The following is a 22,715-nucleotide window of genomic DNA, read 5'->3' on the forward strand; positions in this document are numbered from 1 at the left end:
TTGTCGGGACCCGCTCGCCCCGCGCCACAAATGCGAGATAAATCTCGCGCTACGTCATTGTCGGGACCCGCTCGCCCCGCACCACAAATGCGAGATAAATCTCGCGCTACGTCATTGTCGGGACCTTCTCGTCCCGCGCCTCGTGCCTCTCGCCTCATCTCAAAACTAACCCGCCCTGGAACACAATGAACGCCGCCAGCCAGGCGATGGCGAATTGCCCCAGCAGGCTGACCAGCATCCAGGATGCGCCAAACTCGTGACGATTGGCCGCCAGCGCTGCCACACATGGCGTGTACAGGAGCACGAAGACCAGAAACGCCAGCGCTGCCAACGCTCCCTGACCGCCGCTACTCTCCATAAATCCGGCGCGAATAGCAGATGCCAGTCCTTCCGCTATCGGTTCTTCCTCCGCCTCGACCAGATTGATGCCGATGATCCCTGGCAGAGCACGCAGCGCATCACCGACTGCTGCGCCAAAACCGCCGACGATGCCGGTCAGGTCGTTGGTGAGCGTCGCCGGTTCATCAGGCGGAGCAATTTCGCCCTCTGTGCTGCCATAGGCCTGCGCCAGCGTGCCGACGACCACCTCTTTGGCGATCAGACCGGTCACCAGGGCGCCGCTCGTTTCCCAGCGTCCGAAGCCGAGCGGTGCAAACACCGGCGTTACTCCGTTCGCAACCGCAGCAAACGCACTCTGATCCACCGGCGTTTCGGCGAACCGCCCCTCACCGCCAACCGGAACAGCGAGCAGCAACCAGACCACGATGCTGGTCGCCAGAATAATCGTCCCTGCTTTGCGGATAAACGACGACGTGCGTTCCCACATCTGTCGCCAGATACTGCGGAGCGTGGGCATACGGTACGGCGGCAACTCCAGCACGAACGGCGCCTGCGGTTGATGGCGAAAAAGCGTGTGCCGCAGCAACGCCCCCATGCCTACCGCGACCGTGATGCCGGTGAGGTACAACCCGAAGATGACCTGACCTGCATGTGCCGGAAAGAAAACCATTGCAATCAGCACATACACCGGCAATCGCGCGCTGCAACTCATAAACGGCACGAGAAGACCGGTCAGAATCCGGTCACGGCGACTATCGAGCGTCCGCGTGGCGTAGATTGCCGGCACCGAGCACCCAAAACCGACAATCATCGGCAGAAAACTCTTGCCGTGCAGACCAAGCGCGCGCATCAACCGATCCATCACAAAAGCCGCGCGCGCCATGTAGCCAGAGTCTTCCAGCAGCGCCAGCGCAAAGTAGAGCGCCAGCAGCACCGGCACAAACGCCAACACGCCGCCGACGCCCGCCACAACGCCATCGACCATCAGCGACGCGACCCATCCGTCCTCCGCCCCGAACAGCGCCAGCAATGCCACGACCCACCGGCTGACCGGACCGCTCAACACACCATCGAGCCAGTCGACAAACGGCGCCGCGACATCCGTGGTCAGTTTGAACACTACCCACATGACCGCCAGAAAGATCGGAATCCCCAGCCAGCGATGCGTCACCACACGGTCGATGCGGTCGGAAAGGGTTACCGGCGCCGTAGATAGACGGCGCACTGCCTGTGTGGCAACCGTGTGAACGAAACGGTAGCGCTGATCGACGAGCGCAACATCCAGATCATCGCCGTAGACGGCGCGCAATCGTTCCAGGCTTTCATCGAGCGCCGCAACAGCGGCAGAACCGCCCAGGCTGCGGATGGCGTGCATTAACGCCTCATCGCCTTCGAGCGCCTGGATCGCCAGCCAGCGCGGTGGGTAGGCATCAGCCAGGCCGGGTAGACGCGCGAACAGGTCCGCCAGACGGTCCAGTTCCGTTTCGATTGGCGGCGGATAGCGGAACGGCGCCGACGCCTGATGGAAGGAGCGATCAAGCGTTGTCATCATGCCACCTTTCGTGCGATCCGACGAACATCAACCCCGGAGAGCAGCGTCGTCAGCGCCGCCTTCAGCGCCGCCAGCCCTTCTCCCTTGCTGGCAACGAGCGGCACAACCGGCGCCCCCAATCCTCTGGCGAGTGCATCGAGGTCGAGCGTCATACCGCGCGCTGCTGCCACATCCGTCATGTTCAACGCGACCAGAAGAGGCACACCGGTTTCAAGCAGTTGCACCGTCAGATACAGGTTGCGCTCCAGGTTTGCCGCGTCCACGACATTGATCACAAGATCGGGACGATCGCGCACGATGAAGTCGCGGGCGATCTGTTCCTCGAGCGAACGCGATGCCAGGCTGTACGCGCCGGGAAGATCGACAATCGTGACCACCCGACCGTCGAGGAGCAGTTGTCCCTCTTTCCGTTCAACAGTTTTGCCGGGCCAGTTGCCGACGTGCTGCCGCAGACCGGTCAGCGCATTGAAGATCGTGCTTTTGCCGACATTTGGATTACCGGCGAGCGCCACAATCGCCTCGCTCATCAGGAAGCCCCCTTTTCCAGCACAGCGACGAGCAATGCCTGCGCCAGGGGATAGCCGAGCGCCAGGCGTGTATCGCCAACGGCAACCATCAGCGCGCTGCCGCTATCGGCGACAACCGACAACTCGACGCCGGGAACGAAACCAAGTTCTGCCAGACGGTGCGCGGTGCGCTGGCTGCCGCTGATGCCGACCAGTCGCGCGCGCACTCCCTGACCAACGAACATCAGGGGAAGCGTATTATGTGAGTGCATTGATCGGCTCCACGTAAATACAACGCGCATCGCTCTTGCGCAACGAGAGGTGATACCCTTTGATGGTCAGTTCGAGCGGATCGCCGAGCGGCGCCAGCCTTGTTAACGTAACCGTTTCACCGTGAACAAACCCCATATCGAGCAACCGCCGCCGCAACGCGCGGTCGCCTCCTACCCGCACGATGACTGCGCTGCAACCACAGGAGAGTTGATCGAGGGTGACTGTAGTTTCATCCGACATATGGACATCCTTGACAAGCAATGTTCTGGTATTCCTCATGGAAATCGATCAAACAGTTATGGTGCGCCTTAACTTCCGTTATACAGACTCATGATCATGACAACAAGTGGCAAATGAACAACTGTGAGGAAAGAAAGAGTGACCGATGGCGGAAGGAGAGGGATGGAGGGAGGGACGGCAGAGACATCGCGCTGCACCGTCTCGAAATGGCGCAGGTGAGAGGAGGAAAGGCGGCGCGTGGCACATTGCGCCGTCCGTAGAAAAAGGCGCGAGGAACGTCACCAACCCTTGCGGTCTCCGCCGGACGCTCGTCCTCGCCGGCAACCTGTCCTGGCGACGAGGAACACACCCGCGCCGGAAACACGCACTGACTTCACGGGTTCTGGAGACGGGCGTTGCCGATCGAACACGGCATCTACCCCGCCATCTCCCGCAGCCGGGCGATAATGCCGGGCAGAACGTCAAGCACCACGTCCACATCTGCGTCGGTATTGTCACGTCCAAAGGTGAAGCGCACCGCGCCGGGGAGCGCCGACGCGACTTCCGCCGTCGTGTCCGATCCGGCTGCGCGAGCCAGCGCCAGCAGCACATGCGACGGCTCCAGTGAGCCGCTGGTGCAGGCAGACCCGCTCGATGCCGCGATGCCGTGCTGATCGAGCAGGAGCAGGATACTCTCGCCCTCCACTCCCTCGAACGACAGATTGGCATTGTTCGGTAGGCGGCGTGTCGGATGCCCGTTGAGGCGCGCGCCTGGAACCCGTTCCAGAACACCGTTCACCAATCGATCGCGCAGGCGTGCGCAGTGAGCGCTGTCGGCGGCGCGGCGCTCCTCAGCAAGACGCAACGCCGCTGCCATACCGACAATGCCGGGCACATTCTCGGTGCCTGCCCGCCGCCGTCGCTCCTGCCCGCCGCCGGTGATCTGCGGCAGCAGCGGCGTTCCCCGGCGGACGTACAGTGCACCGACCCCCTTGGGACCGTAGAACTTGTGTGCGGCAATCGTCATCAGATCGACATTGAGCGCGCGCACATCGAGCGGCAAGGCGCCAGGCGCCTGCACCGCATCGGTATGGAAAGGAACGCCGCGCTCGCGGCAAATCGCGCCCAGTTCAGCAATCGGCTGAATCGTGCCGATCTCGTTATTGGCATACATAACCGACACCAGCACCGTATCCGGGCGTAGCGCCGCGCGCAGATCGTCGGGCTGCACCAGACCGCTGCTATCAACCGGCAAAATGGTCGCCTCAAACCCAAACGCCTGCAAGTGTTCGACCGTATGGAGCACCGCATGATGCTCAATCGCACTGGTAATGAGATGCGCGCCGCGCCCCGCCTGACGCTGCGCCAGCGCGACGCCGCGGATCGCCAGGTTGTCGCTCTCGGAACCACTGCCGGTAAAGATAATTTCACGCGGCGATGCACCCAGGATTGCCGCCACTTGATCGCGCGCTTCATCGAGCGCGTGCAACGCAGCGCGCCCGACGCGGTAGATGCTCGAAGGATTGCCAAAATGCGTGGTGAAGTACGGGAGCATCACCGCAAGCGCCGCCGGATCGACCGGCGTCGTCGCTGCGTGGTCGAGATAGATCAATCGTTCAGTCACGCACTCCTCGCTCTTTCCAGGGCGTTTCCAGACCATGCGCCTCGAGCAGCGCCTCGTCGTCGAGCATCGTCGCCGCTGTGCCATCAGCGACGATGCGCCCTTCGTCCATGATAATCATCCGATCGCAAAGTTCCTGAACCATCGCCATATCATGCGTCGAAACCAGCATGGTCAGCGGCAAATCGCGCAGCAAACGGATCAATCCACGGCGGGCGCGCGGGTCGAGACCGGCGGAAGGCTCGTCGAACGCCAGAATCTCCGGTTCCATCGCCAGCACCGTCGCAATCGCGATGCGCTTCTTTTCCCCCATGCTCAAATGGTATGGATGCCGCTCGCGATACGTACTCATCCCGACCAGCGCCAGCGCTCGTTCGACCCGCGCCTGCACGTCGCGCGCCGCAAGCCCCATGTGCAACGGACCGAACGCCACATCCTCAAAGACCGTCGGTGAAAATAACTGGTCATCGGGATTTTGAAACACAAGACCGACTCGCGCGCGCACTTGCGACAGGGTACGCTCACTCACCGGCAAGCCAGCGACTTCGATGCGCCCGTTGCCGCGCAGAACACCGTTGAGGTGCAATAGCAGCGTGCTCTTGCCGGCGCCGTTCGGTCCAACCAGCGCCACCTTCTCACCGCGCGCAATGCGCAAATGAACGCCACGAAGCGCCACACGCCCATCGGGATAGGCGAAGTGCAGATCGTCGATCAGCAGCAGCGGCGTATGGTCGACGGAAAGCGATGCATTAACCGTAAGATCGGAGCGCAGCATAGATAGACTGATCTGAATACAATGGTTCCTCTTCATATTGTAGCGCGCTTTACGACAGTCAGCGAGCAGCGCGCATGAGAACGCCGTCATGCACAGGCAGGAGTTTAGCCGCTCCGGCGATTCAAAGCGCTCACCACGCGTAGCACGGCGGATAAGAGCGCATGGACTTATACCAGTTATCTGTGACCATCCGGCATGGTCACCTCGAGCAGCGCGAGGGGGCGTGCGCGACTCGCGCAGATTCCGCGCTGCGCTCGGCATGACCAGCATGCGGCATCTTCAATCGTCATTGGTATGACACGGCTCAACCGCCTTCCATCATACCCTGATCCGTGCGAATCCGTCGCATCTATGTCACGTCATCCGTGTTCCCTTCACACCCGAATCCTGGCAGGACCGGCATATCTTGTTGTTGCACGTTTGCGCAACTCGTTTGACATCCCCCTCTGCTGCGGTATAATACCTGAAGACACCGAAACGGAATTGGACAACCATCGCGCGCAGGCGCGCCACCCATGGAATGAGGAGACACGTTATGCCAACGCTAGGAGTCGGCGAGCTGGTTATCATTCTGATCATTGTCCTGTTGTTGTTCGGCGCTTCGCGCATCACCGGCGTCGCAAGCGCGCTCGGCGGCAGCATCAAGGCATTCCGTAAAGCCGTGCGCGACGACGATGAAGTTCCCGCCAATAAGGTTGAGGCGAACGACTCAACCGACAAGAAGGCTGAGACAAAGGCATAGCATGCCCGTCTCGCACCTGTGGCGCTGCGCGATAGATGCGGCCCGCGCGCAGACGAGCCGGCGCCAGTCGCAGTGTGAATGTGTCGCTCTGTGGCTGGCGTCGTTGTGTTTGGTAAAAGGTCTATGGCTGGTGAGTTTTATGACTCCGCGCGAATCTTCGTGCAGGCTGGCGATGGCGGCGATGGCGCTGCGACCTTCCGCCGCGAGAAGTATGTGCCGCGCGGCGGACCGGACGGCGGCGATGGCGGGCGCGGCGGTCACGTCTATCTGGTCGCCGATCCGGGGCTTAACACGCTGCTGCCCTTTCGTGAACGCACCCGCTTCATCGCAGAGCGCGGCGGAAACGGCGGAAGGTCGCGCAAACATGGACGCAATGGGCGCGATGTGTTCATTCGCGTGCCGGTTGGGACGGTTGCGCGCACCGTTATTGACGGCGAGACGTACAGCGTCGATCTCGACGCGCCGGGGCTGCGGCTGCTCGCAGCGCGCGGCGGGCGCGGCGGATTAGGGAATGTCCATTTTGCCACCTCGAGTTATCAGGTTCCACGTATCGCCGAGCTCGGCGAACCGGGTGAACGCCGTGAGATCGAACTCGAACTCAAACTTCTTGCCGATGTTGGGCTGATCGGTTTCCCCAATGCCGGCAAATCCACGTTATTGTCGGTGATCAGCGCGGCGCGCCCAAAAATTGCACCCTATCCGTTCACAACCTTGCAACCAAATCTCGGGGTTGTGGAAGTCGGCGAGTATTCGTTTGTTGTGGCGGACATTCCCGGATTGATCGAAGGCGCACATCGCGGCGTCGGGTTGGGGTTCAGTTTTCTGCGCCATATCGAGCGAACCCGCCTGCTCATTCACATCATTGATGCGGCAGGGGTCGATGGGCGCGATCCGGTGAACGATTTTTCTGCGATCAACGAAGAGTTGCGCCTTTATCAACCCGCACTGGCGCAACGGCCACAGGTGGTTGCGCTGAATAAAGCCGATCTGCCGGAAGCGCAGGCGAACCTGAAACGACTGCGCGCTGCCATTCCGGTGTCGGAGCAGGATCTGTTCGTGATCTCGGCGGCGACACGAGAAGGCGTGGACGCACTGTTGCAGCGCGTTGCTGAGCGTCTGAGAGAGATGCCTGCACCACACCGCGCACCGCGCGATGAAACGCTCACCTGGCCCGTACCGGAGGTGGATGAACGCCTTTACACCATCGAGCGAACGGGAGATGGCTGGCGCGTGCGCGGGCGTCGCATTGAACGCCTGATTTCGATGACCAATTTCGCCCAACCGGACGCGATTATGCGGATTCAGCGCGTGCTCGAGGCGAGCGGCATTGGGGCAGCGTTGCAGGAGGCAGGCATTCAGAACGGTGATGTGCTGTATATCGAACAAGCGGCGTTCGATTGGGAGGACGGCGCAATAACCTACCGCATGCCTGGCGTCAGTTGACCCGGATCTCGATGAAGTACACTACGACCGGTTGTGATTCGGATGAACCGTGTTGTTCAGAAGGAGCCGACGGTGAAAAAAACAACTGAGGCGACGACCGCCGCATCCGTCGCTCGTGCTCCTTTTCCAATCCGTCGTAGACGAAACGCGCCTTCCGGCGCGCTGCTCCCCCTCTTCGACATCTGCCTGATTCTCGCCGGTTTTGCCATCGCCTACTGGATGCGCTATGAACTCGATTGGCCTCCGCCGTTCGATCAACTGGTGCGCGAGGTGCAGGCGCAGAACTTTGTGCCGCTCAGCGCCTTTGCGCCATTTGCGCTCCTGCTGGCTGCGCTCCTGATGGTTCAGTTCGCCATGCGCGGGCTGTATCGCCTGCCGCGCACCGCCGGCGTGCTCGACCACAGCAGCATCATCGTCGGCTCAACCACAACCGGTATCGCCATTCTGATCGTTGTGGTCTTTCTGTATAAGCCTTCGGAATTCTACTCGCGCTTGATCTTTGCATTTGCCTGGGGAACCATTATTGCGCTCCTCGTCGGATGGCGCGCCGTGTTGATCAGCATACGCCGCTGGCGCTGGGTGCGCGGCATCGACCGTGAACGGGTGCTGGTGGTCGGCAACACCGGTCTGGGGCGCGAGGTGATGGAGAGCCTGGTGGCGCAACCCGATCTGGGGTATGCGCTCGTCGGTTTTCTCGATGATCGGGAGCGGGCGCCCAACCGGCGAACCTTGCATTTTCGACAGATTGGACGAATCAGCGATCTCGAAACCTGTCTGCGCGGCGGGGATATCGATCTGGTCATCCTGGCGTTGCCGTTTTGGGAGCATCATCGCCTGCCCGACCTGGTGGCAACCTGTCGCTACGCAGGGGTCGAGTTCTGTGTCGTTCCCGATCTCTACGAGTTGAGTTTCGACCGCATCGATATCGGCAACCTGGGCGGTATTCCGCTGATTGGCTTGAAGGCGGTCTCGCTGCGCGGCTGGAACCTGGTGGTCAAACGAGCCATGGATCTGGCATTGACGCTGCTGACGTTGCCGCTGGTGATCCCACTGGGAGTGGCGATTGCGATCATCGTGCGCCTCGACTCGCCTGGATCGGCGATTTTCCGGCAGCGTCGGATCGGGCGTGATGGACGCCCGTTCATCTGTTATAAGTTTCGCACGATGGTGATCGATGCCGAGGAGCGCAAAGCCGAACTCGCTGCGTTGAATGAAGCCGATGGTCCACTCTTCAAAATGCGGAACGACCCGCGGATGACCCGCGTCGGGCGCGTGCTGCGACGTTACAGCCTGGATGAACTGCCGCAGTTGTGGAATATTCTGCGCGGTGAAATGAGTTGGGTGGGTCCGCGTCCGGCAACGCCGGAAGAAGTCGCGCAGTATGAAGACTGGCATTACCGCCGGTTAACGGTTGTGCCCGGTCTGACGGGACTATCGCAGGTGTTGGGGCGCAGTGATATTTCGTTCGACGAAATGGTGCGCCTCGACATCTTTTACACTGAAAACTGGACACCCGGCATGGATCTGCGTATTCTGCTGCAAACGATTCCGGTCGTTATCTCCGGGCGTGGGGCGTATTGATGCAAGGCGCGAAGCACGCGACGCGGGAAGCGGGGCACGGGTGGTTGGCGCGGCTTCGTGAACCGTCGCGCACTTCGTGGATGCCACCACAACGGCACACGGCGGAGGGCGAACATACCCGACCCGAAACGTCAAAGGTCTTGCAAGTTGTTCACGATCCATCATGAGCCGAGTCACATCTTCCTCACGGGAATGCCATACCATGCCAGTAATGCATGAAGAGGGTGGATGCCTATGCGTGTACTGATCACCGGCGGCGCCGGCTTTCTTGGTTCTCATTTGTGTGATCGATTCCTGGCGGAAGGTCATACCGTCGTGGCGATGGACAATCTGATTACCGGCAACACCGACAATATTGCCCATCTTGCCGGTCATCCGCGCTTCAGTTTCATCAAGCACGACGTGACGAACTATATTTTTGTCGAGGGTCCGCTCGATGCCATTTTGCACTTCGCCTCACCCGCCTCACCGGTCGATTATCTGGAGTTGCCGATTCAAACGCTGAAAGTCGGCGCACTCGGCACGCACAAGGCATTGGGGCTGGCAAAGGATAAAAAAGCGCGCTTCCTGCTCGCTTCGACTTCAGAAGTGTACGGCGATCCACAGGTGCATCCGCAACCTGAAACATACTACGGACACGTCAATCCCATTGGTCCACGTGGTGTGTACGATGAAGCCAAGCGCTTCGCCGAGGCGATGACCATGGCGTACCATCGCTATCACGGCGTCGAGACGCGCATTGTACGCATTTTCAACACCTATGGTCCGCGCATGCGTCTCCGCGATGGTCGGGTGGTGCCCAATTTCATTCAGCAAGCATTGCGCGGCGAGCCGCTGACCATTTATGGAGATGGCTCGCAAACGCGATCATTTCAATATGTCGATGATCTGGTGGAAGGGGTCTATCGCCTGCTCTTTTCCAACGAAGTCGAGCCGGTCAATATTGGCAATCCCGGCGAGTTTACCATTAAAGCGTTCGCCGAACTGGTCAATGCGTTGACCGACAACAAGGCTGGTGTGGTGTACAAAGATCTGCGCACACAGGACGATCCGCAGGTGCGTCAGCCGGACATTGCGAAGGCGCGCAGGATTCTGGGGTGGGAGCCGCGCGTCAGCCTCGAAGAAGGGTTGCGTCGCACCATTCCATGGTTTCGTGAAGAACTGCGGAAACGCGGAGAACTGCCGTGAGATGATGGTTCGACAGAGCCGGTCGGAAAAGACACGGATGCACGGACTTCGCGCAATCGCTCCTTCCCTGCGAACGACCATCACGCTCTGGCTGGTCGCCGTCGCTCTGGGGATACTGCTGGCGCGCACTCCGCTCGATACGCTTGCACTGATGGCGGGTGCGGCGCTGGCGCTCATTCTGGCGCTGGTGCATCCGGTCCTGGCAGTTGGTATGGCGGCGCTGTCGGTGCCGGTGCAGGAGCTGATTACCCTTCCGGGCGGGCTATCGGTTACACAGATGACGGTGCTGTTGGCGCTGGGGGGCTGGTTGTTCCATACTCTGGCGCGCGCTGAACAGCGCATGCTTCCAACCGATCTCTTGCTTCTATGGGGTGGGGTGCTCTTCGCACTGCTGCTCTCTGCCAGTGTGACGCCGTATTCGCGCACGGAAGCGCTGCGCGAGACGGCACGCTGGATGGTTGCGGCAGGCGTCTGGATGGCGGCTGCGAGCACGATCACCCGGCGCTGGCATATCATCTACCTGCTGGCATGTCTGTTGATCGCTCCGGCAGTGTGCGCCGGCATTGGCATCGTGCAGTTCGCAACCGGCGATGGTCCGCCGACCTTTCGGATCGCGCCCGATCTGCCATATGTGCGCGCCTATGGCACAATTGGACAGCCGAACTCATTTGCGGGATACCTGAACATGGCATGGCCCCTGGCGCTTGCGCTGGCGATGGTAACCGCCAATAGCGCCCGGCAGAGCGGCGTTCGGCGGTGCCTGGCCGCTACGGGGCGCTGGATGTTGGTGGTCGTCGTGTGGGGAGTCGTCGGGGTGTTGCTGACGGCGTTGATGATGTCGTTCTCGCGTGGTGCGTGGATCGGCGCCGCAATTGGGGTGACAGGCATGGCGCTAAGCCTGGGCAGGCGCGCGCTGCCGGCGCTCCTGGGACTGGTGGCGGTTGGCGTGGCAGTGGTGTTGCTCGCCATTGTGGGCGCGCTCCCCGAAGCGCTGATGACGCGCCTGGCGAGCGTCTGGCAGAGTGTGGCATGGTTCGATGCGGCGGCAGTGACGGTGACACCAGAGAACTTCGCAGTCGTCGAGCGAATGGCGCACCTCCAGGCAGGGTGGGAGATGTTTCGTTCCGCACCGCTGTTCGGCGTTGGTCCTGGCAATTACTCTGTCGCATATCCAGAGTTTGCCGTTGGCGGATGGTATGCGAGTCGCGGGCATGCCCACAATTACTACCTGCACATGGCAGCGGAAACAGGAATAATCGGCATAGTGGCATACCTGGCGCTCCTCGGCGGAGTGATCCGGCAGGCATTGCGCGCGCTTCGACGCACAACCGATCCCATTTTGTACGGCGCAACCGTCGGCGGATGTGGTATCATCGCAGCAGTAGCAGGGCATAATCTGTTCGAGAACCTGCACGTACTCAATTTTGGCATTCAACTCGCGGTCGTATGGGCGGTGATCGGCGCGATTGCGCACTGTACTGAAGACATTCAATCACAATGCGCTATCTCATAACGGGTGGAGCAGGATTCATCGGCAGTCACCTGAGCGAGGCGTTGCTGGCGCGCGGCGATCAGGTGGTGTGCATCGACAATTTCAACGACTATTACGATCCGGTTCGGAAGCGACGCAATATCGCGCGCGCGCTGGCGCACCCCGGCTATACGCTGGTCGAGGCGGATTTTCGAGACGCGGAAATAATGGATCGCGTCTTCGCGCAGTATCGACCACAGCGGGTAGCGCACATCGGCGCAATGGCGGGTCCGCGCCCATCGATGCGCAATCCTGCGCTCTACGAAGAGGTCAATGTTCGCGGCACGCTGACCATCCTGGAAACGGCGGCGCGGTACGAGGTCGAGGGGTTGGTGCTGGCATCAACATCATCGGTGTACGGCATGTCGCCAACCCCATGGTCAGAGGAGTCGCCGACCGACCGACCCCTGTCGTACTACGCTGCCACGAAAAAAGCAGCTGAAGTGCTGGCATACACAGCGCACCGCCAGTACGGTATGCCAATACGCATTGTGCGCTTCTTCACCGTGTACGGTCCGCGCGGTCGGCCCGATATGACGCCACACTTATTCGTTGATGCAATGGTCGCCGGAAAATCGATAACCTTGTTCAATGGCGGCATGGGCGTCTACCGCGACTGGACCTATGTTGATGATATTGTGTCTGGTGTGGTCGCAGCGCTCGATGCCGGGTACGCCTTTGACATTTTCAATTTAGGGCACTCAAGCCCGGTGCAGTTGATCGATTTCGTCACTGCTCTGGAACGGGTGACCGGTTTGTGCGCCAGGATTGTGGCACAACCGCTGCCAGCCGCAGACCCGCCGATCACCTATGCCCGAATTGACAAGGCGACGCGGATGCTTGGATTTCAGCCGTGTACGCCGCTGGAAGAAGGGCTGGCACGCTTTTGGGAGTGGTACCGGAGCGAGCATGGCGCCTGAGCGGCGGGAGATTTGAAGGAAAGCGCGCCTCCCGAAGCACTGAGACGATCACGGGAGATCAATGGAAGTTCCGACGGAACCACGAGAGGACGGTTCAATGATGATCAACGAGCGAGTCGGCGATGCGGGCGCCGACGAATCGGTCAACCTGCCTGAGACTCCCGAAATTCAGGAAGTCGAACGTCAGGGGTTCTCGCTGGCAAAGGCGTTGCGCAGCCCGCGTACCATTATCTCGTTTGCGCTTGCAATTGCGATTGTCGTATTCGCCGTGCGTGGCTTCGATATCGATGTGCAGCAGACATGGCAGTATATGCGTGGCGCCGATGGATGGCTACTGCTGGCAGGCTTCGGCATCTTCTACCTGACGTTTCCGTTGCGTGCCGTGCGCTGGCGGATGCTGCTGGAAAATGCCAATGTGCCGGTGCGCGAAGGACGCAAAAGTTGGGCGTCGCTGCCTGCGCTGATGGAATATATCTACCTCTCGTGGTTTGCCAACTGTGTGGTGCCGGCCAAACTCGGCGATGCCTACCGCGGGTATCTGCTCAAACAGAATGGGCGTGTGTCGTTTTCGGCGACGTTTGGCACGATCTTTGCCGAGCGCCTCCTCGATATGCTGGGATTGTTCGGGTTGCTGGTGTTGTCGGCATGGTTTACGTTCGGCGCGCAGATGCCGGAGAGCACCCGGGTGGTGTTCGGCTTTGGCGCGCTGCTGGTCGTTATGATTGTCAGCGGTCTGGCGGGGATGCGCTGGTTAAGCCCGGTCATTCGACGCTTTATCCCGAAACGTCTGATCGGGGTGTATGGCAACTTTGAACACGCAGCGCTGCGCTCGTTCCGTCCGGGCATCCTGCCCAAACTGATCGCGCTGACGTCCGGCGTCTGGCTGCTCGAAGGGATGCGGCTCTATTTTGTGATCCAGGCGCTCAGCCACGAAGGGTTGTCGCTGCCGCTGTCGGCGATCATCTTCGTTGCGCTGGCGTCGTCGTTGCTGACAGCCATTCCCTTCACTCCAGCCGGTCTTGGCGTTGTCGAAACGGTGATTACGGGCGTGCTGACGTTCTTCAAGGTCGGAACGAGCCTTGGCGGGGCTGTCACGTTGCTCGACCGGGTCATCAATTTCTGGAGCATTGTCGTGATCGGGTTCGTTCTGTACCTGGTCAGTAAACGGAGGTGACGGGACAACCGCGCATGCACGTCGGGATCGATTTTACGGCTGGCGCCTGGCAGGGCGCCGGCATTGGGCGTTACACGCGCGAACTGATCGGCGCCATTCTTGCTCAAAGCCCCGATCTTCGTTTCACTCTGTTCTACGCTGCTGGCTTTCCGGGCGCCGCTCCTCCGCCCTATCTGCCTGAGGTGCGCCGTCTCTGCGCATCGCATCCGCGTACCCGCGCTGTGCCCATTCCGCTGCCGCCCCGCCGCCTGACGCAACTCTGGCATCGGTTGCGCGTCCCGCTGCCGATCGAATGGCTTACCGGTCCACTCGATATTCTGCACGCGCCCGATTTCGTGGCGCCGCCGACGCGCGCCCGCACTCTTGTGACCATCCACGATCTTTCGTATATGGTGCATCCCGAGTGCGCCGTTCCCGGCGTTGCCGCCTTTCTGCGCGACGCCGTGCCGCGTACACTGCGACGCGCTGATGTCATCGTCGCCGATTCGGAGTCGACCCGGCGCGATCTCCAGCGCCTGTTGCACATCGCTCCTGAGCGTGTGTCGGTGGTCTATCCTGCGGTAGACGAACGGTTTTGTCCCTTGCCGCCGGAGATGTGCGAGCCGGTGCGCCGGCGGTTGCGCCTGCCATCGCGCTTCATCCTGTTCGTCGGAACAATCGAGCCACGCAAGAATCTGGCGCGTCTGCTGGAAGCCTTTGCGCGGATCGATCCGGCAACACGGCGACAAGGCAACGGTGATCTCTTCCTGGTCATCGCCGGTCGGCGGGGATGGATGTACCAACCGGTGTTCGAGACTCTTGATCGCCTGGGACTGCGAGATCGGGTGCAGATACTCGATTTTGTGGCGGATTCTGACCTGCCAGTGGTGTATAATCTTGCACAGGCATTCGTGTATCCTTCGATCTACGAAGGATTCGGCTTGCCGCCGCTGGAAGCGCTGGCATGCGGAACACCGGTAGTTACATCAGACAATTCGAGCCTTCCAGAGGTAGTGGGCAGCGCCGCCCTTCTTGTGCCTGCCGACGATGTGGCGGCGCTCACACAGGGGATGAGCCGCCTGTTGAACGATGACGCCCTGCGTGCTCAACTGCGTCAGGCGGGTCTGGAGCAGGCGCGACGATTTCGCTGGGAAGCGTCTGCCCGGCAGATGATCGAACACTATCACTCGTTGTCAACGGGAGCATCGCATGAGGCCACAACCAGAGCTCTCCGGTGAAGCGCTCGACTCCGACGAGATGGAGAGCCGTAGTCTTGTTTTTGCCCGGTTGTTATCGCATATTTTCAACCCGGTTTTCGTCACTATCACTGCCTATCTGTTGATCGGTCTTCACACCCTGGACGAGGCGGGGCTTGCGTGGGTTGGCGGCATTATCGCTTTTCAAACGGCGCCATCGGTGCTGTATTATCTGGTGCGCTTGCGTCAGGGAGGGTTCAGCGATGCCGATGTGTCGGTGCGACATGAGCGCAATGAACTCTACATGTTTGGCACGGTGTCGGTCCTGCTGACGATTGGGCTGTTGCTGGCGCTAGACGCGCCACGCCCGTTTCTGGCGCTGACGGTTGGCATGCTGGGCATTGGCATTGTCTGCGGTTCGATCAATCTGATCTGGAAGATCAGCATGCACGGTGCAGCTATAGGCGCGCTGGCGACGCTGGCGCTGATCTACTCAAATGCGTTGGGGATTGCGTTCTGGATATGCGCCGTCGCCGTCGCCTGGGCGCGAGTGCGAACGCGCAACCATACGCCAGGGCAGGTGATCGCCGGCCTGGCTGTCGCTGCGATAGTCGTCAGCGTGTCGTTTCTAGCACTGGCGTGAGATGTTGAAGGTGGGAAGGCGATGCCCTGCATGCCGATCATTGCATCTTCCGACGGCGCAGAGTTGACGACGACGGGTGGCGTAGAGGCGTTTTGCTCACTGTTTGCGCGTGTTTTACCCTCGACAGTCTGGAAGGCAACGATATTGCCTGTCGGAGGATCTGGCGTCGCTGTGCAACGGTCGTGCTTATGGCATTGAAAGACGCTGCGCCGCCATTTATTCTGTCGCTCGATATTGGCACGTCCTCGGTGCGCGCGCTGATGTTCGATGCGCGGGGATGGCGTGTGGCAGGGATCGGCGCGCGTGAGCCGGTGACGGTGCGCACTGCTCCTGATGGCGCTGCGGAAATCGATGCCGGCGCACTCTTCGATGCCGTCGGGCAATGCCTCGATATGGCGCTCGCGCAGTCCGCATCGCTGATACCCCCTAACGCTATCGGCGGCGTTGCGGTCACGACCCTGGCGGCGACCTTGCTCGCACTCGACCGTGATGGCAGTCCCCTGACTCCGATCTTCACATACGCCGATACGCGCTGCACTCAGGACGCGGCTGCGCTGCGGACGCGCTTCGATGAGCGCGAGGTTCATCAACGCACCGGATGCCTGCTGCGCACCAGTTATTGGCCCGCCCAACTCGCCTGGATCCGCCGGACCCGCCCGGCACTCTTTCGTCAGGCGGCATCGTGGGCAACCCTGGGCGATTATCTGGAGTTGCGCCTGTTCGGTCGGCGGCGCATCAGTTATTCCGCCGCTTCCTGGACGGGCCTGCTCGACCGCACCATGCTGTCGTGGGATCTCCGCTTGCTGGGCGATCTCGGCGTTCGCCCCGGTCAACTGGCGCCGCTCATCGATCGGGATGCGCCCATCCAGGGTTTGCTTCCTGAGCATACCGCGCGCTGGGCGGAACTGGCGGAGATTCCGTGGTTTCCTGCCATTGGCGACGGCGCGGCGGCCAATATTGGCAGCGGTTGCGCAGGTCCAACGCGCGCGGCAATCACCATTGGCACTACCGGCGCGCTGCGTGTGGCGCTGCCGGATATGGAGCACGTGCCATCTGGTTTGTGGTGTTATCGGATTGATCGCCATCGCGCCCTGCTCGGCGGCGCTACCAGCGAGGGCGGGAATGTTGTCGCCTGGCTACGCGAGACGTTGCGGATCGACGAAGACCCGAATACGCTCGATCGGGCGCTGGCAGCGCTTCCGCCCGATAACCACGGACTGACGATCCTGCCATTCTGGGCAGGGGAACGCAGTCCTGGCTGGGCTGGCGACGCGCGCGCCGTGATTGCAGGTCTGTCGCTGGGCGTGACGCCGCTCGACATCCTGCGCGCCGGGATGGAAGCCGTTGCGTATCGGTTTGCGCTGATTCTGGAACAGATCGAGCAGGCGGGCGTGACGCCATCGGTCTTCGTTGCAGGCGGCGGCGCGCTGCTATCGTCACCTGCCTGGATGCAGATCATGACCGATGTGCTGGGGCGACCGCTGATCGTTGCCACTGAACCCGAGGTGAGCGCCAGAGGTGCGGCGCTCCTGGCGCTCGATGCGCTGGGTGTGACCGTAGACGAAGATCTGATTGCAGCGAATGCCGCCGGGTTCGTTCCCAACCCACATCATCACGCGCGCTACCGCGCAGCCATTGCGCGCCAGCAGGCGCTGTACGAGAAGATCGTTCAAAGGGATGATGCAGCCAGTTGTTGAACTTCTTCCGCTGCAATTCGGTCGCCAGCCTGTCGAAACGCTTGTTCGCCGCGCAAGAAAAAGACCCTGGCTTGATCTCGCTCGTTCAGAGCGGCATAGATTTCTCCCAGACCGCGATACGCGCATCCCTGGCACATGGCATCGTTTGCCTGCTGCGCCATTTCCAGGGAACGATGCATGATCGCCCTGGCTTGCGCCACATCCCCTGATTTGAGAAGGATATACCCCTGCTCGTAGAGATTCGCGGCGAAACCGGCGTGATCATCGGGAACATACGATAATCGAAAACGATACTCTTCTCGGAAAAGCGCCTGTGCGATGCCGAGATTGCCCGCCATCCGCTCGACCACCCCTTGTTGATGGAGCACAATCGCCTGCCATCGTACATCGTGCGCTTCTTGCGCCAGACGATAGAGACGCGCGTAGAGTTCGCGCGCCTGATCGAATTTGTTCTGGAAGCAGTATGTGAATGCCAGTCCGTGAGCAACCTGTCGGTACTGCTCATACCGGGCAGTCGAGCATGCTGCCAGAACCGCCGCATAAAGGCGTTCGGCTTCATCATATCGGCCATTGTCAAATGCCAGGAATGCTTGATGCAGAAGATGGTTCATTTCCTTGATTGTGGCGTTCGTCGTTCCGGTATCGCCAGCGCCACACCCTCCAGTGCCAGTTGAGGATTCACATTATCGCGCAGACGCTGCGCTGCCAGAGCAATGCCTGATACGAAGGCGTGAAGATCAGGAACGGTGTGCTGCGCCGCTGCTGCTACCAGTTCGTCACGGCGGTCGATATGGACAACCGCCTGCGGACAACCGGCGGCAGTCAGCAGCACATCGCGCCACCAACTCTGCCACAGATCGAGCGTCTCGAACACGGCCGTCTGATCGCCGGCGCGATACGCCTTCGCCTGTTCCTCCGCCCAGCGCAGACGGGTTGCCAGTGGTTGGTCGGCAAGCGCCAGCAGTTCCGCCAGTTGATCCCGGCGCGCCGCCAGTTCATCCGGTGTATCGACCATACGCAATGCCCACCCGATCCGTCCGCCGCTCCAGGCAGCCAGGAGTTCGGCATCGCCGGCCGCCAGGTTACGCTTCTCGCGCAAAGCCGCCGCCACCTGCGCGCGCGGCAACGGGCGCAGCCGCAGCAACTGACAGCGCGAAACAATCGTCGGCAGGAGGCTGCCCACCGTGTGCGCAACCAGAACAATCGTTGCATAGGGAGGCGGCTCTTCCAGGGTTTTCAGCATCGCATTCGATGCAGATTCGTTCAACTTCTCTGCATCGTGCAGAATGAACACGCGCCGCCGACCCTCGTAGGGCTTCAGCATCATATCGCGTTGCCACTCGCGCACCGTATCGATCTTCAACTCTTTCTGCCGCGCCGCATCGTCAGATTTTGCCCCGGCTGCCTGCGTTGCCATGCCAGCGATGCGGACATCCGGGTGGTTGCCACGCTCGATCCGCTGACACGCCCGGCAGCGCAGACACGGATCGAGGGCTGACCGTTCACAGTTGAGCGCCTGCGCCAACCGAAGCGCGAGCAGCGCCTTCCCTACGCCTTCCGGTCCGCCGATGAGATACGCATGCGCCAGGCGCTTGCCGGCAATCGAGCGTCGCAGAAACTCGACCGCCCACTCGTGCCCGATCATGCCCCAGTTGTCTGACGATTCGATCATCGTGTGATAAGCCGTATCTTTTTATGGATACAACCGATTCTATTCTGGTAGAAATGCTGTGAATAACTGAGGATCATATGGCGCACCGCACCATTCTCATCATCGACGAAGACCCTGATCACCGCGCTATCCTTGCCCGCCTGCTGCGCTTTTCCGGCTACCACGTTATCGAAGCCGCGCCATCCAACGCCCCGGACCGCTTCTCCTCCGGCATACGCCCTGATCTCATCCTCTGTTCGCTCTCGCTTCCCGGTCAATGCGCCTGGGAAACAGTCCGTCAACTGCACACCCTCTCGGAGATTGCAGCCGTTCCCATCCTTGCCACAACCGTCTACACCACCCTCATCAAGCGATCCCAGGTCCAATCGATCGGCTGCGTCGATTATGTCGACAAGCCCTTCGACCTGGATGGATTGATCACATACGTTCGAAACCTGTTGTCGCCTCCAGCGATTGCGGCATAGCGTTTCGTCATTTCTTGATCATCGTATCCATCCCTACTGGTAGAGATCACCACGCCGCAGCACCAGAACGCTATTGATCCCGCCGAACCCAAACGAGTTGGACATGGCAATCCGAATCGTCGCCGGTCGCCCATGCAGCGGAACATAATCGAGATCGCACTGCGGATCGGGCGACGTGAGATTAATCGTCGGCGGAATGAACTGATGCTGCATGGCAAGGATCGTCGCTGCCGCCTCCACCGCCCCTGCGGCGCTCGTCAGGTGTCCGATCATCGACTTGGTGGCACTGATCGGCACACTGGAAGCATACTCACCAAACGCCGTCTTGATCGCCAGCGTTTCGGCGACATCACCCGTAGGCGTCCCGGTCGCATGAGCATTGATATAATCGATCTGCTGTGGCGTCATCTTCGCCCGCGCCAATGCGCGCATAATTGCGCGCGCAGCCCCGTCGCCGACCGGATGTGGCGCTGTAACGTGATGGGCATCGCACGTCGATGCATAGCCGATAATCTCAGCATAGATGCGCGCACCGCGTCGCCGGGCATGGGAGAGGGTTTCGAGCACCAGCACGCCGGCGCCTTCGCCAAGCACGAACCCATCCCGTTCGGCATCGAACGGACGCGACGCGCCGGTTGGATCGTGATTGCGCGTCGAGAGCGCCCGAATAGCGCCAAAACTGGCGAGGGTAAGGCGGCAGATCGGCGCTTCGGTGCCGCCTGCCAGCATAATCGTCGCCTCGCCGCGACGGATAACCTCAGCCGCTTCGCCGATTGCCTGCGCGCTTGCGGCGCATGCAGTGGCAATGGTTGTGTTGTACCCCATCAATCCCAGATGAATGGCAACCTGGCACGACGGCATATTGGGCAACGCGCTCGTGATATAGAACGGGCTAATCCGCGCGGCGCCGCGCTCGAAGAGGATTCTGGCGGCTGCCTCCGTATCGGGTGGTGAGGTGCTGCCGCAGGCAATCAGCGCGCCGGTATCATACCGATTGCTCTCATCAACCGTCAGGCGCGCATCGTCGAGCGCCATGCGCGCCGCAGCGACGGCAAACTGCGTACCGCGTGAGACCCGCCGCGCTTCTTTGGCATCCATAAAATCGCGCGCATCGAAATTGCGCACCTCAGCGGCAATGGTAGTCGCTGCATCGCCGGGATCGCACAACGTGATCGGACCGACGCCGCTGCGCCCTTCCGCCAGCCCCTGCCAGAACGTCGCCAGATCGTTGCCGAGCGGCGTGACGACACCCATACCGGTGACGACAACGCGGCTATCCTCATCGCCCTGATCGATCAGCGCCGGTTGTGGTTGCAAAACCGGCTCGTCCTCGAACACCTCTGCCAATAACTGATCGATCCGCAATGCGAGCGTATCGGGATCAACGCTGCCGGTCAGCGCAGCAAGGAGGCGTTCACGCACCTGAGCGCGGCGTGACGGCGCATTACGAGAGACAGGGGGCATAGCGCTCGCTCCTCTCCGTCTGTTCATCGTTCGCACAAAAAATTATAACCGGCCCAGAGCAACCAGCGCCAGAACAATTAATCCGGCAACAATACGATAGATGCCAAAGGCGACAAAACTATGATTGGCAACATAGCGCAACAACCAGCCAATGCTCAGCCAGGCGACGATCAGCGACACCACCAATCCAAGAAAGAGGCGCCCCACGTCACTCGGCGTCACCTGGTCGAGGCTGGTCAACAGATCGACAACCGTCGCCGCTCCGAGCGTCGGGATCGCCAGATAGAACGAAAAAGTCGTTGCGGCGCGGCGGTCCAAGCCGACCAGCATCCCGCCGATGATCGACGCCGCCGAGCGCGAAACGCCGGGGGTCAGCGCCAGCGCCTGAGCGATGCCGATACCGAGCGCCTGACGGAGCGAGAGGTGAGTGGCGTCGTGGATCGTGGCGGCGCCACGGGGTAAGCGCTCGACGATGATCAGAACCACACCGCCGGTGATCAACGCAATCCCAATAACCGTGGGTGAAAACAGCACTGCCTTGATCCAGTCGTGCAGCGCTAGACCAGTGACCGCAGCCGGAATGAAAGCCAGGACGATCGCCAACCAGAATCGCCGCGTCTGCGGATCGCGCGGCGCCTGCCGCGCCTGATGCAGCAGGTCAACCGCATAATATCCCACTACCGCAAGGACTGCGCCAAGTTGAATGAAAATCTCGAACGTGCCTCCCAGACTCCCCTCAAAATCGAGCAGGCTGGAAACGATCAGCAGGTGCCCTGTCGATGAAATCGGGAGGAATTCGGTCAAGCCCTCGACGACGCCGAGGATAACGACTTTCCACCAGTCGCCGGCAGCAGGAACCGCAATGATTAATGCGATCCCAAGGAGCGCAATGGCGCCGATCGTCAGAATGTGCACGTTGCGCGAACGCGCTTCATTGCGTGCAACCAGATCAGAAGAACCCATGACAACAACTTTCTGGATGGTGTCAGGCGGCTTTCATCGCATGTGTACCGCAGCATTATACCAGACACATCGCAACATTCGGAATGACGATGTCTGCCCAAATTGTTCATCCAATGCAACGCTGTCGCCGTGTCCTATCGGGAAGGTCGTAAGTCTTACGCACCATGAGTGATCAGCGCTTCCACCCACAACCTCCTGAAAAAAAGAGAGCGCAGAATCTCAAATCCGGTATGTGCGAAAGCGAAGAAAGACTGACAATTATAGGAAAAAACCGCTTGCGTGAAACAAAAGAGTGCTATACAATAGAAAAGAAGCATGCGAGAACGTTATCTCCACGCTCAACGCTGAATGATAACCGGTTGGAAGTATTCTTATCTCTCTCGAACAACGAAAGGAAACCAGGATGCCTAAAGTGCGCAAGCTGACCAAAGAGGAAGCGTTCCTCCTCGAAAACAGAGGCAAAGGTATGCGAACATTGATTGCCGCAGAGTACGACCACTTTCTGGAGGATTATGAGATTGGAGATTACGGCGAAGTAGAACTTGAACCGGACGACAAGCGCACGACTGTGCGCAGCCGTCTCCGTGCGGCGGCAAAACGACGTGGTTTCGACATCCTCTTCTTTCGCACGCGAGGAAGTATCATTCCGTTCAAGATTGTCCAGCTGCGACCTGAAATGGAACTCCATCCCGCTCCCGTCTCGTCGAACTCAGCAGAGGGCGCGCCACAGCGCCGAAGACCGGGACGACCGCGCAAACAACCAGCATAACGCG

22 protein-coding genes are annotated in these 22,715 nt (G+C 60.5%); 12 read left to right on the forward strand and 10 right to left on the reverse strand.

Annotation, left to right across the window (positions count from 1 at the left end; all coding sequences use genetic code 11):
- Positions 1-154 precede the first annotated feature (154 nt).
- The 6 genes from feoB to RCAS_RS22095 form a co-directional block, all read right to left on the reverse strand.
- Entirely contained in the window at positions 155-1,891 is a 1,737-nt protein-coding gene (feoB, locus tag RCAS_RS22070; RefSeq protein WP_232280096.1) for a ferrous iron transport protein B, read from the reverse strand.
- Positions 1,888-2,418: a FeoB small GTPase domain-containing protein gene (locus tag RCAS_RS22075; RefSeq protein ID WP_012122707.1), complete on the reverse strand. Its 531-nt coding sequence runs from the start codon at positions 2,416-2,418 to the stop codon at positions 1,888-1,890. Before RCAS_RS22075 ends, feoB begins: the two co-directional genes overlap by 4 nt.
- On the reverse strand, positions 2,418-2,669 hold the full coding sequence (locus RCAS_RS22080; protein WP_012122708.1) for a FeoA family protein: 252 nt from the start codon (positions 2,667-2,669) through the stop codon (positions 2,418-2,420). The genes RCAS_RS22075 and RCAS_RS22080 overlap by 1 nt, the downstream gene beginning before the upstream one ends.
- Positions 2,656-2,910, reverse strand: coding sequence for a FeoA family protein (locus tag RCAS_RS22085; protein WP_012122709.1), 255 nt, complete (start codon positions 2,908-2,910; stop codon positions 2,656-2,658). The genes RCAS_RS22080 and RCAS_RS22085 overlap by 14 nt, the downstream gene beginning before the upstream one ends.
- Before the next feature lie 415 nt (positions 2,911-3,325).
- The gene (locus tag RCAS_RS22090) at positions 3,326-4,513 is read right to left on the reverse strand and encodes a cysteine desulfurase family protein (protein WP_012122710.1); all 1,188 of its coding nucleotides are present in this window, start codon (positions 4,511-4,513) and stop codon (positions 3,326-3,328) included.
- Positions 4,506-5,285 carry an energy-coupling factor ABC transporter ATP-binding protein gene (locus tag RCAS_RS22095; RefSeq protein WP_012122711.1) on the reverse strand — a complete coding sequence of 260 codons (780 nt, stop codon included), beginning with the start codon at positions 5,283-5,285 and terminating at the stop codon, positions 4,506-4,508. Before RCAS_RS22095 ends, RCAS_RS22090 begins: the two co-directional genes overlap by 8 nt.
- A 535-nt stretch (positions 5,286-5,820) precedes the next feature.
- Between RCAS_RS22095 and tatA the strand changes: the two genes are divergently transcribed.
- The 10 genes from tatA (at position 5,821) to RCAS_RS22145 (ending at position 17,379) form a co-directional block, all read left to right on the forward strand.
- Positions 5,821-6,027, forward strand: a complete 207-nt coding sequence (gene tatA / locus RCAS_RS22100; protein ID WP_012122712.1) for a twin-arginine translocase TatA/TatE family subunit — start codon at positions 5,821-5,823, stop codon at positions 6,025-6,027.
- A 123-nt stretch (positions 6,028-6,150) separates the two neighbouring features.
- Positions 6,151-7,470: a GTPase ObgE gene (gene obgE, locus RCAS_RS22105; protein ID WP_041331260.1), complete on the forward strand. Its 1,320-nt coding sequence runs from the start codon at positions 6,151-6,153 to the stop codon at positions 7,468-7,470.
- A gap of 72 nt (positions 7,471-7,542) precedes the next feature.
- Complete coding sequence (locus RCAS_RS22110; protein WP_232280097.1) at positions 7,543-9,051, forward strand: sugar transferase; 1,509 nt, start codon at positions 7,543-7,545, stop codon at positions 9,049-9,051.
- Between the two features lie 234 nt (positions 9,052-9,285).
- Positions 9,286-10,239, forward strand: a complete 954-nt coding sequence (locus RCAS_RS22115) for a UDP-glucuronic acid decarboxylase family protein (RefSeq protein ID WP_012122715.1) — start codon at positions 9,286-9,288, stop codon at positions 10,237-10,239.
- Between the two features lie 37 nt (positions 10,240-10,276).
- Positions 10,277-11,752 (forward strand): O-antigen ligase family protein, encoded by a 1,476-nt coding sequence (locus RCAS_RS22120; protein WP_157042741.1) that lies wholly within the window; start codon positions 10,277-10,279, stop codon positions 11,750-11,752.
- Positions 11,737-12,690 carry an NAD-dependent epimerase/dehydratase family protein gene (locus RCAS_RS22125; RefSeq protein WP_012122717.1) on the forward strand — a complete coding sequence of 318 codons (954 nt, stop codon included), beginning with the start codon at positions 11,737-11,739 and terminating at the stop codon, positions 12,688-12,690. Before RCAS_RS22120 ends, RCAS_RS22125 begins: the two co-directional genes overlap by 16 nt.
- A 97-nt stretch (positions 12,691-12,787) precedes the next feature.
- Positions 12,788-13,864: a lysylphosphatidylglycerol synthase transmembrane domain-containing protein gene (locus RCAS_RS22130; RefSeq protein WP_049768871.1), complete on the forward strand. Its 1,077-nt coding sequence runs from the start codon at positions 12,788-12,790 to the stop codon at positions 13,862-13,864.
- Between the two features lie 14 nt (positions 13,865-13,878).
- On the forward strand, positions 13,879-15,081 hold the full coding sequence (locus RCAS_RS22135; protein WP_012122719.1) for a glycosyltransferase family 4 protein: 1,203 nt from the start codon (positions 13,879-13,881) through the stop codon (positions 15,079-15,081).
- A complete protein-coding gene (locus RCAS_RS22140) occupies positions 15,053-15,682 on the forward strand; it encodes a phosphatase PAP2 family protein (RefSeq protein WP_012122720.1) in 630 nt (209 codons plus the stop codon). The genes RCAS_RS22135 and RCAS_RS22140 overlap by 29 nt, the downstream gene beginning before the upstream one ends.
- Positions 15,683-15,774: 92 nt before the next feature.
- On the forward strand, positions 15,775-17,379 hold the full coding sequence (locus RCAS_RS22145; RefSeq protein WP_012122721.1) for a gluconokinase: 1,605 nt from the start codon (positions 15,775-15,777) through the stop codon (positions 17,377-17,379).
- Here the strand turns inward: RCAS_RS22145 and RCAS_RS22150 are convergent.
- Together RCAS_RS22150 and holB are read right to left on the reverse strand one after the other, a co-directional pair.
- Positions 17,352-17,990, reverse strand: a complete 639-nt coding sequence (locus tag RCAS_RS22150; protein ID WP_012122722.1) for a tetratricopeptide repeat protein — start codon at positions 17,988-17,990, stop codon at positions 17,352-17,354. The two genes, RCAS_RS22145 and RCAS_RS22150, sit on opposite strands and share 28 nt — an antisense overlap.
- The gene (holB, locus tag RCAS_RS22155) at positions 17,987-19,051 is read right to left on the reverse strand and encodes a DNA polymerase III subunit delta' (protein WP_012122723.1); all 1,065 of its coding nucleotides are present in this window, start codon (positions 19,049-19,051) and stop codon (positions 17,987-17,989) included. The genes RCAS_RS22150 and holB overlap by 4 nt, the downstream gene beginning before the upstream one ends.
- A gap of 77 nt (positions 19,052-19,128) precedes the next feature.
- On the opposite strand from holB, the gene RCAS_RS22160 reads away from it, so the two are divergent.
- Positions 19,129-19,515, forward strand: a complete 387-nt coding sequence (locus RCAS_RS22160) for a response regulator (RefSeq protein ID WP_012122724.1) — start codon at positions 19,129-19,131, stop codon at positions 19,513-19,515.
- Between the two features lie 33 nt (positions 19,516-19,548).
- Here RCAS_RS22160 and fabF read toward each other — a convergent pair whose 3' ends face one another.
- Complete coding sequence (fabF, locus tag RCAS_RS22165) at positions 19,549-20,979, reverse strand: beta-ketoacyl-ACP synthase II (protein WP_012122725.1); 1,431 nt, start codon at positions 20,977-20,979, stop codon at positions 19,549-19,551.
- 42 nt (positions 20,980-21,021) lie between these two features.
- On the reverse strand, positions 21,022-21,942 hold the full coding sequence (locus RCAS_RS22170; RefSeq protein WP_012122726.1) for an undecaprenyl-diphosphate phosphatase: 921 nt from the start codon (positions 21,940-21,942) through the stop codon (positions 21,022-21,024).
- A gap of 466 nt (positions 21,943-22,408) precedes the next feature.
- On the opposite strand from RCAS_RS22170, the gene RCAS_RS22175 reads away from it, so the two are divergent.
- Positions 22,409-22,711 carry a hypothetical protein gene (locus RCAS_RS22175; RefSeq protein WP_232280098.1) on the forward strand — a complete coding sequence of 101 codons (303 nt, stop codon included), beginning with the start codon at positions 22,409-22,411 and terminating at the stop codon, positions 22,709-22,711.
- Positions 22,712-22,715: the final 4 nt, after the last annotated feature.

Origin of the sequence: Roseiflexus castenholzii DSM 13941, from assembly GCF_000017805.1 — a bacterium.
Lineage (GTDB): Bacteria > Chloroflexota > Chloroflexia > Chloroflexales > Roseiflexaceae > Roseiflexus > Roseiflexus castenholzii.